The sequence below is a fragment of the Meiothermus sp. genome (genome assembly GCF_026004075.1).
Classification (GTDB): Bacteria; Deinococcota; Deinococci; order Deinococcales; family Thermaceae; genus Meiothermus.
In genome coordinates, this window is record NZ_BPIK01000002.1 from 574,305 (window position 1) to 589,037 (window position 14,733).

The window sequence follows — 14,733 nt, forward strand, 5'->3', positions numbered from 1 at the left end:
GGCTTTAGGCTGGGCTGGAGATGCAGGGGTTTTATCAGGGCATGCTGGCCTTATTGCGCGCGCTGGTTGGAAGCCCCACCCTGGAAGATTTGCTTACAGATGCCCTTGAAGGGGCCATGCGCTTGATTCCGGGGGCTCAGGCCGGCTCGGTTCTGCTGCGTGAGGGTAGCGAGTATCGTTTTGTGGCCATGCGGGGTCACAACATTGCCCTGCCCAGCTATCTCCTAAGTCTAGAAGATGAACTGCGCTGGTATGGTGGCAGTTTACAGGAGGCTCAGTCCGGCTGGCCCACGATAGTTCAGGTGCAATCCTCACTCAGTGGGCTATCGCCCCAGGATCGCCAATCCCTGCACCGTATTTATTGGACACTCAACGTTCCTATCCCGTTACAGGGCAGGGTAGAGGCCTGGCTGTGCCTGGATCGCCTCGAGGCCACCCCATACCCTGCAGAAGCCCTGCCTTTAGCTAGGGAGCTGGGGCAGAGCCTCTGTGTGGTGTTGCAAACGCTCAAAGAGCGGCAGAACACCCAGGCTCGCCTCGAGCGTGAAGAGCGTCTGGCCCGGGTACTGGGGGTGCTCTCCACCTTTCGCGAAGCCGATTTGCTATGGCAGTCGCTGCCCCATCTAATACTGGAAATTTTGGGCGTGGAGCGTGCGATGGCCTTGCGACGGGAGGGCGGCGACCTAAGGGTTCAGGCTGCCATCAACTGGAGCGAAGCCACCGGCCTTTTGGTGCCTAAAGGCAAGGGGATTTCCTGGGTAGCCCTCAAGGAGCGACGGGTACAGATGGTGCGCCTCGACGACCCCCGCCTTTGCCTAAACACTTCGATTAATCCTGAGGAGTACGCCGCTTTTGTGCCGCTTCAGGATGCTCAGGGTGAGGGTTTTGGGGTGGTGGTGGCGTACTCAAATACCCCTTTTGTACCGGAAGATGCGTCTGTGCTCGAATCATTTGGCCGTGGGGTGGGGCAGGCCCTAGCCCGTCTAGAAGCGCAGGCGGCCCAGAAACGTGAATTGGCCCGCCTGCAAAGTCTCACCCTGGCTGGCCAGCGCCTTACGGCAGCGCAAACCACCCACGAGCTGTTGCAGCTTATTGTGAGGGAAGCCTTGGGGTTGACCAAGGTCTCGACCAGCCTTGTGACGCTTTATCGGCCCAAAGACGATGTGCTCGAGGTGGTTGCGGCAGCCGGTCATGCCGCCGAAAAGGCAGCGGGTACCCGGCACAGGCGGGGTGAAGGCCTGGCCTGGCGGGTGCTGGAGCAACGCAGCCCCCTGTATTTGCCCAACGCTGCTCTCGAGCCTCACGCTGTATTTATCTCGGGGCACCGGGTCGGGGCTGCTTACCTAGGCGTGCCGATGGGCGATCTCGAGGGCCATACCGTAGGGGTGCTGTCGGTGGATACAGCCGGGGCAGGTGGGGAGATACACCCCCAGGATCGCTATGTTCTAGAAGCGCTGGCCAGGATGGCTGGGGTTCTGCTCTCGCGCTTGCAAGCCCTCGAGCAGGCCAACCGGGAGATGGAACGCTACCGCAGGCTGGTGCAGATGTCCTCCGACCTCGAGACCCTGGACGAGCCTGCTTGCATGGCCCAGCGGGCTTTGGAGACACTCATCGACCTGACGGGGCTTTCTGCCGGTGGCTTTTTTCGCCTGGAACTGCAGGACGCAAGCCGGGGCAGGGGTTGGATGCGGCTGGTTTTGGGGCATGAGCGGGCCGGGGAGGGGCGCTTACAGCATTTCGCCAACCTGCCCGTTACCCTGGGCCAGGGGTTTATGGGTAAGGCCCTGGCCAGCGGTAAGGTGCAGCGCATCGAGGACTACCAGGACTGGGAAGGGGCCTGGCCGGAGCTGAAGGTTTACAAGTTAAGAACCCTGCTGACCGCCCCTTTGTTTTTACGGGGTGAGCCGTATGGGGCCCTCATCCTGGCCAGCTTCGACCACAAAGCGCACATCTTGGAGGAACACATCTCCCTTTTGGAGGCGGTGGCGCGGCGCCTCGAGCGGGCGCTGGAACGAGCAGCGCATCTCGAGGAAATTACTCGCACCCGCGAGGATGCCTTACGGGCTTTGGGGCTGGGCCTGGAGTTGCGCGACCTGGAGACCAGAGGCCATACCGACCGGGTGGTAGCCCTGACCGAGGCCTTGGGCCGGCACCTGGGTTTCCTCGACCTCGAGGGGTTGCGCATGGGGGCTTACCTGCACGACCTGGGCAAACTGGCCATTCCCGACTCCATTTTACTCAAGCCCGGAACCCTCACCGACGCCGAGTGGCGCATCATGCAAAGCCACTGCGACATCGGGTTCGGTATGCTGGAAAACCTGGGTTTCCTGTCGCAAACGGCCCGCAATATTGTACGTTACCATCACGAGCGTATAGATGGTTCCGGCTATCCTTTCGGACTGACCTGCGACGAAATTCCACTCGAGGCCCGCTTGTTTGCGGTGGTGGATGTCTACGATGCACTGATTCACTCGCGCCCTTACAAAGCGGCCTGGACACACCAGGACGCTTTGCGCGAGCTACGAAAACAGGCCGGGCTGACCCTCGATGCCAGTATGGTACACGCATTTATCGAGGTGGTAGCTAGGTGGGTTGGGGCCAGGAAGTGAGCTGTGCTACGTCCTGCTCTGCTTGAATCTTGTATTACCGGCTCTTGACGGCCGTCCAGACCTCGTCGTAGAGGCGGGTGTCTTTGCCCAGGTCGAGCACGAACTCGAGCTTCTGCATGGTAGCGGCATCGGGGTAGATGGCCGGGTTCTTGCGGTCTGCGGGGTTGATGAAGGGCAGGGCGGCTTTGTTGGGGGTGGCGTAGCGGTTGTAGTTGGAGAGCTGGGCCCCAATTTTGGCGTCCAGAATAAAGTTGATGAACTGGTGGGCGGCCTCGGGGTTGGGGGCACGGGCGGGGATGGCCATGTTGTCCAGGAATAACGCGGCCCCTTCCCTGGGCACCACAAAGCCCACATTCTTGTTCTCGTCGGCGGCCTTGAGGGCGTCGCCGTTGTAGACCACCGCGTAGGTGGCCGTACCGGCGACCAGGCGGTTCTTGGCCCCCACGCCGCCTTCAAAGCCCAGGAAGCGGGGGTTTTTCTTGGCAGAGAGAAGCACCTGGCCGGCGGCCCGCACCTCGGCGGGGTTCCTGGTATTGATGGACTTGCCCTGGAAGCGCAGCGCCGCCCCCAGCATCTCGCGGATGGAGTCCATCAGCACGAAGGGCTTATCGGCCCCTGGCCCCAGAATCACGCTCCAACTGGTGGGGGTGGGGACGCGGTCTTTGCGGTACATGATGCCCGACATGCCCCACTGGTAGGCCGCGCTGTAGCGGTTGCCGGGGTCGAAGGGGGGGTTGGCAAACTTGGGGTCGAGGTTTTTCAGGTTGGGGATTTTGCTCTTGTCGAGGGGCTGGATCAGCTTGAGCTGGATCAGGGTGGGGATGATGTAGTCGCCCGGTACGATGACGTCGTACTGCGAGACCCCCCCGGCCTGGAGCTTGGCCAGCATGTCCTCGTTGGACTCGTAAAGGTCGATGCGCACCCGCAGATTGAACTTTTGCTCAAAGGCTTTGATGATGGCCGGGTCCATGTACTCCGACCAGATAAAAAGCCGCATCTCGCGGGGCTGGGCCAGGGCGAAGGACAGAGCCAGCAGGCAGAGGGCAAACAGGCGTTTCATGGTTCCTCCTGATTGGCGCTAGTTTACCGTAGTTTTTATCGCCGTGTAAGGCGCTCGGAGGCCAGCACCAGGAGCACTGTAACCAGGAAAATCAGGGTGGAGAGGGCGTGAATCTCGGGAGTGACGCCCCGCCGCACCGAGGCGTAGATGAGCAGGGGCAGGGTTTGCGAGGTGGGGCCGGCGGTGAAGAAGCTAATCACGAAGTCGTCGAGGGAGAGGGTGAAGGCCAGCATGGCCCCGGCTACGATGCCAGGGGTGAGCAGGGGCAGCAGGACGCGGCGCACATAGTAGCCGTAGCTGGCGTAGAGGTCGCGGGCGGCCTCGTCGAGCTCGTGGCCCAGGCTCTTGAGGCGGCTGCGCACCGTGAGGGCCACAAAAGCAATCTGGAAGGTGACGTGCCCCAGCACCATGGTGAAGAGGCCGGGCTCGAAGAGGCTCGAGACCGCCCGGAAGGCCCCAAAGGCCACCACCAGGGCCACCGCGAAGATGATGTCGGGGGTGACCACCGGCAGGTAGAGCAGGTTCTCCAGGAAGCCCTGGCTTCGCCGGGGCCAGGGATAGCGCTCCAGGGCGATGGCAAAAAGCGTGCCCAGCACCGTGGCGATGAGGGTAGAGACCAGCGCCAGCACGAAGGTGTTGCGGGCGGCCTCGAGGATGTCCGGGTTGCTGAAGAGCCGTACATACCAGTCCCAGGTAAAGCCCGACCACTGCAGGCCGTAGCGGGTTTTGTTGAACGAGAGCACCGCCACTGCCAGCATGGGCAGGTACAGAAAGGCCAGGGTGGCCAGGGCCGCGCTGCTGATGAGGGGGTTCAGGCGCATGAAGCCCTCCCGTGTCTTTGCAAGCCAGGGCGGTATAGGCGTGTGGTGCGCGCCGGGGTCATACCAGATCCACGTCCTTTCCCCGGCGGCGGTAAATCGCCAGCCCAATCAGGGTCATGACCATCAGGCCCAGGCTGACCGCGGCCCCATAGGGCCAGTCGCGGCTGGCGTAAAACTGCTGCTGGATCAGGTTGCCCACCAGCAGGTACTTGGCCCCGCCCAGCAGGTCGGGGATCACGAACATGCCCATGGCCGGGATAAAGGTCAGGATGATGCCCACCGTGAGGCCCGGTAGGGTCTGGGGCCAGATGGCCTGGAAGAAGGTGCGGATGCGGCTGGCGTAGAGATCCTGGGCGGCCTCCACCAGGCTCCAGTCCAGCCGCTCCACGCTGGAGAAGAGCGGCATCACCACAAAGGGCAGAAAAGCCGTAATCATACCAATATAAACCGCCAGTGGGCTGGGGTAGAGGCCGCTGTCGGGGGCCAGCAGGCCCAGGGCCTGGGCCAGTTTGGCAAAGGGAAAATCGGGGGCCAGGAGCATCTGCCAGGCGTAGGTGCGGATGACCAGGTTGGTCCAGAAGGGGATGATAACCAGGGCCAGCCAGAGGTAGCGGGTGCGGGGGGGGCGGCTGGCGATGAAGAAGGCCAGGGGGTAGGCCAGCACGATGCAGATGAGGGTAGTCACGAAGGCCACCCAGAGGCTTCGCAGCAGAATCAGGATGGTGTCGGGGCTCCAGCCGAAGATGCCATAGCCCAGAAGCCGGCGGTAGTTTTCCAGGCTGAAGTTCCAGACCACCTCGCCGTACTGTCCCCGCTCGGCAAAGGAGAGGGCCACCAGCGAGAGGCCCGGAATTACCAGCAGGCCCAGAATCCAGATGGCGGCGGGTAGCAGGAACCACAGCCCCCGGCGGTAGAGCTGGGCCGGGGTGGTCAGCTCGCCGAACCAGACCATGCGCCTATTCATCCAGCACCACCAAGGCATCTACAGGCAGCTCGGCCCAGAGTTCCTGCCCGGCCTGCAGGGTGGGGTGGGGGGCGGTGCGCACCCGGATATCGCAGGGCTCGAGCCAGGCTTCCTGATAAGCCCCGCGGTAGACCGCCTCGCGCACCCGCACCCGGAGGCCGTTCTGCCGGGGTTCTACCTCGGTGAGCCGCACCCGTTCGGGCCGGATGGCCACATAGCCCTCGTCCCAGGGCGGGGTCTGGCCCAGGGCCAGCTTGCCAAAGGGGGCCTCGAAGCCCATGGGGAGCCGTTTGCCCTGGATCAGGTTGGCCGCCCCCAGGAACTCGGCGGCGTAGCGGGTGCGGGGCCGCTCGTAGACCTCGTCCGGGGTACCGACCTGCTCGAGGTGGCCCATCCGCATGAGGGCGATGCGATCCGAGACCGCCATGGCCTCGTCCTGGTCGTGAGTGACCAGGATAAAAGTCAGGCCCAACTGCTGCTGGAGCCGCCGGAGCTGCACCTGCACCTCGGCCCTGAGTTTGGCGTCGAGGGCGCTCATGGGCTCGTCCAGCAAGAGCACCTGCGGTTCGTTGACCAGGGCCCGGGCCAGGGCCACCCGCTGACGCTGCCCCCCCGAGAGCTGGTGGGGCAGCCGCTCGGCGAAGCGCTCGAGCTGGAGCATCTCCAGCCCGTACCTCACCCGCCGTTCCACCTCGAGCCTGTCTATGCGGCGGCTCTTGAGGCCAAAGGCGATGTTTTCCCGCACTGTAAGGTGTGGGAACAGGGCGTAGCTCTGAAACACGGTGTTGACCGGACGCCGGTTGGCGGGGAGGGGGGTGAGATCCTGGCCCATCAGCACCACCCGGCCCTCGGTGGGCACCTCGAGGCCGGCGATAATCCGCAGCAGGGTGGTTTTGCCGCAGCCCGAGGGCCCCAAAAGGGTGAAGAACTGGCCCGCGGGCACCTCGAGGCTCACCCCGCCCAGCGCGGTAAAGTCGCCGAATTTTTTGACCACGTTCTGTATGGAAAGGGACTCCCCCGTGGCTGGGGGCCGTATAGCGACGGTCATGGTTGGCGAACAGATTACCAGAGGGAGCCGGAGGTTGACCAGGGAGGCGATCGAAAAAAACACCCGCCCCCTACAGGAGGCGGGCCATGCAAACCTGGGCTATCTGGCTTCGTTCAGGGCCTGCTCGAGGCTGGCCTCCAGAATCTCCAGGCCCTTGCGGGCCTCGGCCTCACTTACCACCAGGGGCACCAGGCAGCGGATCACGTTGGCGTGCATCCCAGCCTTGAACAGGAGCAGGCCCTTCTCGCGGGCGACCTCGAGCAGCCGGTTGGTGAGCTGCGGGTCGGGGCTCTTGCTGCTGGGATCCTTGACCAGCTCCATGGCAATCATGGGCCCCAGGCCGCGCACGTCGCCCACAGTCTGGGGGAAGCGGGCCTGAATTTTGCGGAAGCCCTCGTGCAATAGCTCGCCCAGCTTCTGGGCTTTTTCCAGCAGGTTTTCCTGCTCGAAGATGTCCAGCACGGCCAGCGCGGCGGCACAGGAGAGGGGGTTGCCCCCAAAGGTGCTGCCCAGCCCGCCCACCGCGGGTGCGTCCATAATTTCGGCCTTGCCCAGCACCCCCCCGATGGGCAGCCCACCGCCGATGCTCTTGGCGAAGCAGATCAGGTCGGGCTCCACCTCGGCGTGCTCGATGGCCCAGAATTTGCCGGTACGGCCAATGCCGGTCTGTACTTCGTCGTCAATGAAGACGATGCCGTGCTTCTGGGTCAGGCTCCGCAGGGCCTTGAGGAAGGGCTTGGGGGCCGGTACGAAGCCGCCTTCGCCCAGTTGCGGCTCGATGATGACCGCGGCCACCCGCTCGGGCTGAATCTGGGTATCGAAGACCTCGTGCAGGCCGTCCAGGGCCTTGCGGGTGTCGATCCCGTGGTACTCGCTGGGGTAGGGGGCGTGGTAGACCTCGGGGGCGAAGGGGCCGAAGTTCTGACGGTAGGGATTGGATTTGCCGGTGAGGGTCATGCCCATCAGGGTGCGCCCGTGGAAGCTACCCCGGAAGGCGATCACACCGGGGCGGTTGGTAAAGGAGCGGGCAATCTTGATGGCGTTCTCGGTGGCCTCCACGCCGGTATTCAGAAAGAAGGCTTTCTTATCGCCGGAGATAGGCGCGGTGGCCGTCAGCCGCTCGGCCAGCTCGATGTAAGGTTCGTAGGCTGCTCCCGGAAAGCAGGTATGCAGGTAGCGGCGCAGCTGCTTTTCCACCGCCTCCACCACCCTGGGGTGGTTGTGCCCCACATTCAGCACCCCAATGCCGCCAAACCAGTCCAGGTACTCGTTGCCGTCTACATCCCAGATTTTGCCGCCCTCGGCGCGGGCCACCACGATGGGGTGCACCTGCGAAATACCCCGTGGAACAACTTTGTGCCGCCGTTCGATGAGGGCTTGGTTTTTGGATGGGGTTTGGGTCATAGACTTCCTCCAGACGTTTCCTAAAGTCTAAACCCCCAGACAGGCCTTGTGTACCCCGTGTAGAATCGCGCCATGCTCACCAAAGCCCTGCAAACCCTGGGCCTGCTCTTTTGGACGGGTTTCCTGGTCTACTTTACCGCCTACCTCTTCTCGCTCGGCTACCGGGTGCAGAACCTGGCCCAGTGGGCCCTGATCGCCCTGATGTTCCTGGCCTGGGTGGCGGTATGGGTGGGGCATGGCCGCTGGCTGGGTCTGCTGGTGGGGCTGCAGCTTGGGCTGGTGGTGCTTTTGTACCTGCTGAGCCTCAGGCTTTAGATTAGGGCGAGGTGTCTTTATGAACACATCCCCGGTGCAGATGCTCTGGCCCACGCCCATCCTGGTTCGTAAGTTCGAAGATGCCACAGCGGTGAACCCGGAGCTCCTCCGCCTCTTCTACCGCGAACTGGGTGAGCAGGGCTTGCAGGGAACCGTCTACAGCAGCTCGGATGACATCCTGGTGCGCTACAACCACCCGGCCTTGCAGGCTTTGTTTGGCTTTATCTCCGACGCGGTCTTCGAAATCGCCCGTACCCTGAACGGGGCCATCTGGCAGCAGGCCGGGGTCAAAAACCTGCGTATGGAGATCGTGGGGGCCTGGTTCCAGATTCAAAACCGCTACGGCTTCCACGACATCCACAACCACGGCAACTGTTCGTGGTCGGGGGTTTACTACGTGCAGCTCGACCCTGTCCAGCAGCGGCGGCAGCACCCGGTGCTGGGGGCGCTCAACGGCATTACCCGCTTTTACGCCCAGCATCTCAACCTGCTGGGCGGGGCCCACATGGACATGGGCAACGCCTACCTCCAGCAGTCCACCTTCGACGTCACCCCCGAGGAAGGGGTGCTGGTGGTCTTTCCAAGCTGGCTACTGCACAAGGCCATGCCCTACGACGGCGAGCGCGACCGGGTGATTATCTCCTTCAACGCCCAGGTGCACGGCGAGCAGGGCAACAAGGCCTTCGAGTACGGCTTCCACTAGGGCAGGGGGAACTGCGAGGCGAAGGCCCTGACCTCGGCCCTGAGGGTTTCGGGGTCTTCGCCCTTCAGGGCCCGGTCAATTAGGTCGGCGATGATGGGCATGTGTTCTTCGGTCATGCCGCGGGTGGTGATGGCCGGGGTGCCGATGCGGATACCGCCGCCGTGGATGATTTTCTCGGTGTCGTAGGGCAGGGTGCTCTTGGAGATGGTGATATGCACGGCGTCGAGCAGCCTGGTGGCCTTGCTGCCGTTGAGGCCCTGGGGGCGCAGATCCACCACGAAGAGGTGGTTGTCGGTGCCGCCCGAGACGATGCGGTAGCCGCGCTTTTGTAGCTCGGCGGCCAGGGTCTGGGCGTTTTTGATGATCTGGGCCGCGTAGGTTTTGAAGGAGGGCTGCAAGGCCTCCCAGAAGGCCACCGCCTTACCGGCAATCACGTGCTCCAGAGGGCCCCCCTGGGTGCCGGGAAAGATGGAGCGATCGAGGATGGCGGCAACCTCGAGGTCGTTGCTCAAAAGCAGGCCGGAACGCGGCCCGCGCAGGGTTTTGTGGGTGGTGGAGGTCACGATGTGGGCATAGGGCAGGGGGGAGGGGTGCAGGCCCGCCGCCACCAGCCCCGCGATGTGGGCGATGTCGGCCATCAGGTAGGCCCCCACCTCGTCGGCGATCTCCCGGAAGGCCTTGAAGTCGAGGATGCGGCTGTAGGCGCTGGCCCCGCAGATAATCATTTTGGGTTTGTGCTCCAGGGCCAGGGCCCGCACGTCCTCCATGTGCAGAAGCTCGTCCTCCGGGCGCACCTTGTACCCGATCACCTTGTAGTTCAGGCCGGAGAAGTTGACCGGGGAGCCGTGGGTGAGGTGGCCGCCGTGCGACAGATCCATGCCCAGCACGGTATCGCCGGGCTTGAGCAGGGCCGTGTAAACCGCGATGTTGGCGCTGGAGCCAGAATGGGGCTGCACGTTGGCCCAGGCCGCCCCAAAAAGCTGCTTGGCCCGCTCGATGGCCAGGGCTTCTACCTGATCCACCACCTCGCAGCCGCCGTACCAGCGCTTGCCGGGGTAGCCCTCGGCGTACTTATTGGTGAGCACGCTGCCCACGGCTTCGCGCACCTGGGCCGAGGTGAAGTTTTCCGAGGCGATGAGCTCGAGGCCGTTACGCTGGCGCGCTTCTTCCTGGCGGATCAGGTCGAAGATCAGTTCGTCGCGCGGAGGGGTTTCGGGAGCCTTGATCACGCTTCAAGTATAGCAATATCAAAATACCCGCTAAATCCGGTACACTGGGGCTATGAGCGTTTTGGGGCGCATCTCTTTGATACTGGGGCTTATCCTTCTGATCGTTGCGATTATCTTAGCCACCATGAATTTCATCATCATCCGCGACTACCTGGTGGCCCTTACGGCCCAGCGCAGCCGCGACTTTTACAACGTGAACCCCCGCCTCTGGATTACCTATCTGGTGGTGTTTGGCTCGGGCCTGTTCCTGGGTCTGGGGCTGGTCTGGAGCTGGATGGCCCGTCGCCGGAATTCCGCTGCCGAGTAAGCCTTGACTGGGTATCTCTACGTGCTGGCCGCCGCCTGTTTGTGGGGGCTGCTGGGGGTGGTCTCGCGCTGGGCCTTCGAGCAGGGGGTGAGCCCCCTCGAGGTGGCTTTCTGGCGGGCCGCCCTGGGGGCGGTGCTGTTTGGGGCGCAGGCAGTGCTGATTCAAAAAGTGCGCCTCGAGCGCGCCGACGGCTGGGCGGTGCTGGGCTTTGGGCTGGTGGGCATCTCGCTTTTTTACGGGGCCTACCAGCTTGCCATCGGAAGCGGTGGGGCGGCCCTGGCCGCGGTGCTGCTCTATACCGCCCCGGCCATTGTGGCCCTGCTCTCCTGGCTTTTTTTGCGCGAGCCCATGGACGCCCACAAGGTGGGGGCGGTGGGCCTGACCCTCTTGGGTGTGGCCCTGGTGAGCCTGCAAGGGGGTGGGGTCAGGGTTACGCCAGCGGCGGTGTTCTGGGGCCTGCTCTCGGCCCTGACCTATGCCACCTACTACCTGTTTGGCAAGCTTTATCTGAACAAATACAGCACCCCCACGGTGTTTTTGTACGCGCTGCCGGTGGGGGCGCTGGGGTTGCTGCCGTTTGTGCACTTTGTGCCCAAAAACGCCGAAGCCTGGGCGGCCATCGCCTTCCTGACCGTGGCCTCCACCTTTTTCGCAGTCACGCTCTACTTTGCCGGCCTCCGGCGCCTGGAGGCCACCCGGGCCTCGGTGGTGGCGACCATCGAGCCGGTGGTGGCAGCCTTTGTAGCCTGGCTGTGGTGGGGCGAGCGCTTCAGCCTGCTGGGCTACCTGGGGGCCGGGCTGGTTCTGGCGGGGGTGGTGTGGATGGTGCTCAGGCCGCAGACCAGACCTGTGAACCTCGAGGCTTCGCGCTCGAGCTGAACCCTTGCTCACTTCCTCCAGGGTGTCGGGTTATAGTCTAAGAGTGGCTTTTAGCGTTATGCGAGCAGAGCGGAGGTAGAGGTGCGAGGACAGAGGCATTGGATATGGTTGTGGCTGCTGCTTCTGGGCTTCTCCTGGGCCCAGCAGAGAGTTCCCGTCACCTTCACCTACGACCCCCCCTACGGCCTCGAGGTGCGCTCGGTGAGCCTGCGCGGTAGCTTCAACAACTGGGCCGAGCTACCCATGCAGAAAACCGAGGACGGGGTCTGGCAGGTCACGGTGGAGCTGCCGCCGGGCCCCATCCAGTACAAGTTCTTCATCAACGGGCAGTGGCCCAGGGACATGTGCGAGGACGAGACCTTCGGCACCCCGCAGGTGGACGCCGAGGCCGAAGGCTGCACCGACGACGGCCAGGGCGGGAAAAACGCGCTGCGGGAGGTGGGCCGGGTGGCCGATGCGCCCACCGAGGCCGGCGGGCTGGCTCTGGAGCACGACCCCAGCCAGCCGCGCTTTGTCTCGGAGGCGGCGGGCCGCCTTTCGGTGCGCTTCCAGGTGCCGGCGGGTAGCATCCGCTCGGCGGTGCTGCGGGCCGACCGCGACTATCCCTTTGCCCTGCAACTGACCACGCTCGAGGGGGAAACCTGGCGGGTGGCCCTGCCGCCCGCGCTCCGGCAGTACCGCATTGGGGTGGTGGACAAAGACGGCCAGGAACACACCTTTGGCCCCTTCGAGGTGCCGGCCCGGGTCTTCCGGGCAGTGGGCTGGGTGGCGGGGCGGGTGGGGTATCAGATCTTCCCCGAGCGCTTCTGGAACGGCGACCCTCGCAACGACCGCCGGGCCCTGGAGGCCACCCAGGCCCGCTTCGACCAGACCTGGAGCGGCAAACCCCCTTACCTCTCGCGCTGGAGCGACCCACCCGGCGACTACCACTGCTGCCAGCAGTACTACGGCGGCGACCTGGCCGGGGTGCTCGAGCGCCTGCCGCACCTGCGTGCGCTGGGGGTGAACCTGATCTACTTCAACCCCCTTTTCGATTCGGGCTCGGCCCACGGCTACGACACCCACGACTACGTGCGGGTCTCGCCCAAGTTTGGCGACAACGCCCTGCTTAAGCGCCTGCTGGCCGAGGCCCGGCGCCAGGGCATCCGGGTTATCTTCGACTTTGTGCCCAACCACACCGGCCTGGGCCACTGGGCTTTTCAGGATGTGGTGAAGAAGGGGCGCGAATCGCGCTACTGGGACTGGTACTTCATCCGCCGGTGGCCCTTCACCCCCGGCGATGGCCGCGCCTATCTGGGCTGGGCCGACCTGGGCAGCCTGCCCAAGCTCAACACCGCCAATCCCGAGGTGCAGGACTACCTGATCCGGGTCTCCAGGTTCTGGCTCAACTTCGGCTTCGACGGGATTCGGGTGGATGTAGCCAACGAGATCTCCACCGAGTTTGTGCAGAGATGGCGGGCCGAACTCAAGGCCCTGAAGCCCGAGGCGTACCTGGTGGGCGAGGTCTGGGATCTGCGCCCGCAGTATCTGCAGGGCGACCAGTTCGACTCGCTGATGAACTACACCCTGGGACGCGGGGGCTCGCCCCCCGCCATGGGGGGTATTCTGGGGTTTGCTAGGGGGGGGCCTTTGCAGAGCGGGGCGCGCGTGCTGGGCGAGCTGGCCCGGGTCTACGCCACCTACCCCGAGGCCGTGGCCGCCATGGGCTTCAACCTGATCGGCTCCCACGACACCCCCCGTGTCCTGACCGAGCTGGGCGGAGGGGGCCTGCGCGATACCCCCAGCCCGGAAGCCCTGGCCCGGCTGCGGCTGGCCTCGGCCATGCTCTATGCCCTGCCGGGGGCCTCGGTGATCTTCCAGGGTGAGGAGTGCGGTTTTACCGGCGAGCGCGGGGTGTGGCCCATCAACGAGCTGTACCGCTACCCGTTGCAGTGGGACAGGTGCCGCGCCGATGTACTCGAGCACTACCGCTTGCTGGGCCGCCTCAAGAGTCAGATTAAAGCCTTCCAGAGCCCGCTTTTCCGCACCTACCTGGGCGAGGGCACGCGCCTGGCCTTTTTGCGGGGGGAGCCGGGGGTGGGCGAGGTGCTGGCGGCCTTCAACAACGGCCTCGAGGCCGCCCCGCTGCCCCTCCCTCCCGGCCAGTGGCGCGATGCGGTGGAGGGGCGGGTCTACCAGGAACAGGTGCTTTTAGCTGGGCTGGGGTGGCGCTACCTCGAGCGGGTTCGCTAGGGAATTAAAGCCCATCTCGAACCTGTCTAAATGCCAGGTATGCCGGTCTGGCCGGTACTCCAGCACCGCATAGCCCAGGTCGGCGAAAGAGAACCTGAGGCTGGGCGTACCGTTGCTGGGGGAGAGGCCAAAAATGGCCCATAGCGCACAGTTGAGGATTTTCCCGTGGGCCACCACCAGGTACGAGCCCGCGCCCCGGTTCACCAGGTTCTGAACCGCTCTGGCGGCGCGGGTGTAAGTTTCCCACTCGCTTTCTCCGGTGCCGTCGAATGGCTTTTCGTAAGGGCTGCGAAAAAGGGGCCTGGGGAAGCGCTGCTCGGCTTCCTCGTAGGGGAGACCGGCAATTTTGCCGTTGTCCTGCTCCATCCAGTCGGGATCCAGCTCCAGCGGCACCCCCAGCCCTTCGCTCATCAGCTCTGCTACGGCGCGGGCCCGCTGGAGGGGGCTGGAGATGATGCGATCGAAGTGGAACTGCTTGGTGCGAAACTCCGCCAGGCGCTGCTGGGCCTGGGCCCGGCCCACCTCGGTGAGGGGGGCGTCGTAGCGGCCTTCGTGCACCCGCAGGTCGTCGCTCAGGGAGCGGCCATGACGCAGGAATGTGACCAGAACCCGACTCATGGGAGACAGATTACCAGAGCTGGGGAAAAGCCCGTAGCCACAGGCTCAGGCTAAGGGTGGGCGTGGGGCCCCCCTGGGCGCTGAGCCCGGTGCTCAGCTCGAGGTCGGGCTGGCCCAGGGTATAGCGCATACTCAAAAGCCAGCGTGCGGGGTCGTCGAGCCGGAGATGGGCCTGGAGAACCCAGCTAGCCTCCTCTTGCGGAAGCAGCACCTGCCCGGCCAGGAAGTAGCCGGCGGGCTGTAGCGGCAAAAGACCGGCGTAGCCGCCCTCGAGCGTCCACACCCCCTCGCCCAGGCTGCCGCTCAGGCCCAGCGCGTAGCGGGCCTCGAGGGGCTCGAGCAAAAGCCAGCCCTCCCCGTAGATCACCACCTCCGCCACGGTGCCGCTGCCGCCCAGGCCCAGCACCCAGCGGGCGGGGTAGAGGGCGTGGGCCTCGAGCTCGAAGTCGCCGAACTCCTGCCGCAGGCTGAGCACCGGCAGCCACCGGCCTGCCTCTTCCAGCACCGCCAGGCGCAGCCGGCTGGCCTCGGGGTTCCAGCTAGA

The 14,733-nt window shown here is 64.5% G+C and carries 14 protein-coding genes; 6 read left to right on the forward strand and 8 right to left on the reverse strand.

What is annotated here, in order from left to right; all coding sequences use genetic code 11:
- The first annotated feature begins 20 nt into the window (after nt 1–20).
- Nucleotides 21–2,609, forward strand: coding sequence for a GAF domain-containing protein (locus Q0X18_RS15220; protein WP_297563810.1), 2,589 nt, complete (start codon nt 21–23; stop codon nt 2,607–2,609).
- Between the two features lie 34 nt (nt 2,610–2,643).
- Here the strand turns inward: Q0X18_RS15220 and Q0X18_RS15225 are convergent, their stop codons facing one another.
- The 5 genes from Q0X18_RS15225 to gabT all read right to left on the reverse strand — a co-directional run bounded on the left by Q0X18_RS15225 (nt 2,644) and on the right by gabT (nt 7,906).
- On the reverse strand, nt 2,644–3,669 hold the full coding sequence (locus Q0X18_RS15225; protein ID WP_297563812.1) for a spermidine/putrescine ABC transporter substrate-binding protein: 1,026 nt from the start codon (nt 3,667–3,669) through the stop codon (nt 2,644–2,646).
- A gap of 35 nt (nt 3,670–3,704) precedes the next feature.
- The gene (locus Q0X18_RS15230; RefSeq protein ID WP_297563813.1) at nt 3,705–4,490 is read right to left on the reverse strand and encodes an ABC transporter permease; all 786 of its coding nucleotides are present in this window, start codon (nt 4,488–4,490) and stop codon (nt 3,705–3,707) included.
- 58 nt (nt 4,491–4,548) lie between these two features.
- A complete protein-coding gene (locus Q0X18_RS15235; protein ID WP_297563815.1) occupies nt 4,549–5,454 on the reverse strand; it encodes an ABC transporter permease in 906 nt (301 codons plus the stop codon).
- Nucleotides 5,447–6,502 (reverse strand): ABC transporter ATP-binding protein, encoded by a 1,056-nt coding sequence (locus Q0X18_RS15240; protein ID WP_297563816.1) that lies wholly within the window; start codon nt 6,500–6,502, stop codon nt 5,447–5,449. Before Q0X18_RS15240 ends, Q0X18_RS15235 begins: the two co-directional genes overlap by 8 nt.
- 99 nt (nt 6,503–6,601) lie before the next feature.
- Nucleotides 6,602–7,906: a 4-aminobutyrate--2-oxoglutarate transaminase gene (gabT, locus tag Q0X18_RS15245; RefSeq protein ID WP_297563817.1), complete on the reverse strand. Its 1,305-nt coding sequence runs from the start codon at nt 7,904–7,906 to the stop codon at nt 6,602–6,604.
- Nucleotides 7,907–7,978: 72 nt separating this feature from the next.
- On the opposite strand from gabT, the gene Q0X18_RS15250 reads away from it, so the two are divergent.
- Both Q0X18_RS15250 and Q0X18_RS15255 read left to right on the forward strand, forming a co-directional pair.
- Complete coding sequence (locus tag Q0X18_RS15250; protein WP_297563818.1) at nt 7,979–8,221, forward strand: hypothetical protein; 243 nt, start codon at nt 7,979–7,981, stop codon at nt 8,219–8,221.
- Between the two features lie 19 nt (nt 8,222–8,240).
- Nucleotides 8,241–8,924 carry a TIGR02466 family protein gene (locus tag Q0X18_RS15255; RefSeq protein WP_297563819.1) on the forward strand — a complete coding sequence of 228 codons (684 nt, stop codon included), beginning with the start codon at nt 8,241–8,243 and terminating at the stop codon, nt 8,922–8,924.
- Here the strand turns inward: Q0X18_RS15255 and glyA are convergent.
- Nucleotides 8,921–10,153, reverse strand: coding sequence for a serine hydroxymethyltransferase (glyA, locus tag Q0X18_RS15260; RefSeq protein WP_297563820.1), 1,233 nt, complete (start codon nt 10,151–10,153; stop codon nt 8,921–8,923). The two genes, Q0X18_RS15255 and glyA, sit on opposite strands and share 4 nt — an antisense overlap.
- Before the next feature lie 52 nt (nt 10,154–10,205).
- On the opposite strand from glyA, the gene Q0X18_RS15265 reads away from it, so the two are divergent.
- The 3 genes from Q0X18_RS15265 to Q0X18_RS15275 all read left to right on the forward strand — a co-directional run bounded on the left by Q0X18_RS15265 (nt 10,206) and on the right by Q0X18_RS15275 (nt 13,571).
- Nucleotides 10,206–10,460 (forward strand): hypothetical protein, encoded by a 255-nt coding sequence (locus Q0X18_RS15265; protein ID WP_297563822.1) that lies wholly within the window; start codon nt 10,206–10,208, stop codon nt 10,458–10,460.
- A gap of 3 nt (nt 10,461–10,463) precedes the next feature.
- Nucleotides 10,464–11,339, forward strand: coding sequence for a DMT family transporter (locus Q0X18_RS15270; protein WP_297563824.1), 876 nt, complete (start codon nt 10,464–10,466; stop codon nt 11,337–11,339).
- Between the two features lie 108 nt (nt 11,340–11,447).
- Nucleotides 11,448–13,571, forward strand: a complete 2,124-nt coding sequence (locus Q0X18_RS15275) for an alpha-amylase family glycosyl hydrolase (protein WP_297563826.1) — start codon at nt 11,448–11,450, stop codon at nt 13,569–13,571.
- On the opposite strand, the gene Q0X18_RS15280 is transcribed toward Q0X18_RS15275, so the two are convergent.
- Both Q0X18_RS15280 and Q0X18_RS15285 read right to left on the reverse strand, forming a co-directional pair.
- Nucleotides 13,530–14,189 carry a histidine phosphatase family protein gene (locus tag Q0X18_RS15280; protein WP_297563828.1) on the reverse strand — a complete coding sequence of 220 codons (660 nt, stop codon included), beginning with the start codon at nt 14,187–14,189 and terminating at the stop codon, nt 13,530–13,532. The two genes, Q0X18_RS15275 and Q0X18_RS15280, sit on opposite strands and share 42 nt — an antisense overlap.
- A 10-nt stretch (nt 14,190–14,199) precedes the next feature.
- Entirely contained in the window at nt 14,200–14,694 is a 495-nt protein-coding gene (locus Q0X18_RS15285) for a hypothetical protein (RefSeq protein WP_297563830.1), read from the reverse strand.
- Nucleotides 14,695–14,733: the final 39 nt, after the last annotated feature.

Coding starts and splice junctions, on each gene's coding strand:
- Q0X18_RS15220 (WP_297563810.1), top strand. CDS start 21: ATGCAGGGGTTTTATCAGGGCATGCTGGCCTTATTGCGCGCGCTGGTT.
- Q0X18_RS15225 (WP_297563812.1), bottom strand. CDS start 3,669: ATGAAACGCCTGTTTGCCCTCTGCCTGCTGGCTCTGTCCTTCGCCCTG.
- Q0X18_RS15230 (WP_297563813.1), bottom strand. CDS start 4,490: ATGCGCCTGAACCCCCTCATCAGCAGCGCGGCCCTGGCCACCCTGGCC.
- Q0X18_RS15235 (WP_297563815.1), bottom strand. CDS start 5,454: ATGAATAGGCGCATGGTCTGGTTCGGCGAGCTGACCACCCCGGCCCAG.
- Q0X18_RS15240 (WP_297563816.1), bottom strand. CDS start 6,502: ATGACCGTCGCTATACGGCCCCCAGCCACGGGGGAGTCCCTTTCCATA.
- gabT (WP_297563817.1), bottom strand. CDS start 7,906: ATGACCCAAACCCCATCCAAAAACCAAGCCCTCATCGAACGGCGGCAC.
- Q0X18_RS15250 (WP_297563818.1), top strand. CDS start 7,979: ATGCTCACCAAAGCCCTGCAAACCCTGGGCCTGCTCTTTTGGACGGGT.
- Q0X18_RS15255 (WP_297563819.1), top strand. CDS start 8,241: ATGAACACATCCCCGGTGCAGATGCTCTGGCCCACGCCCATCCTGGTT.
- Q0X18_RS15265 (WP_297563822.1), top strand. CDS start 10,206: ATGAGCGTTTTGGGGCGCATCTCTTTGATACTGGGGCTTATCCTTCTG.
- Q0X18_RS15280 (WP_297563828.1), bottom strand. CDS start 14,189: ATGAGTCGGGTTCTGGTCACATTCCTGCGTCATGGCCGCTCCCTGAGC.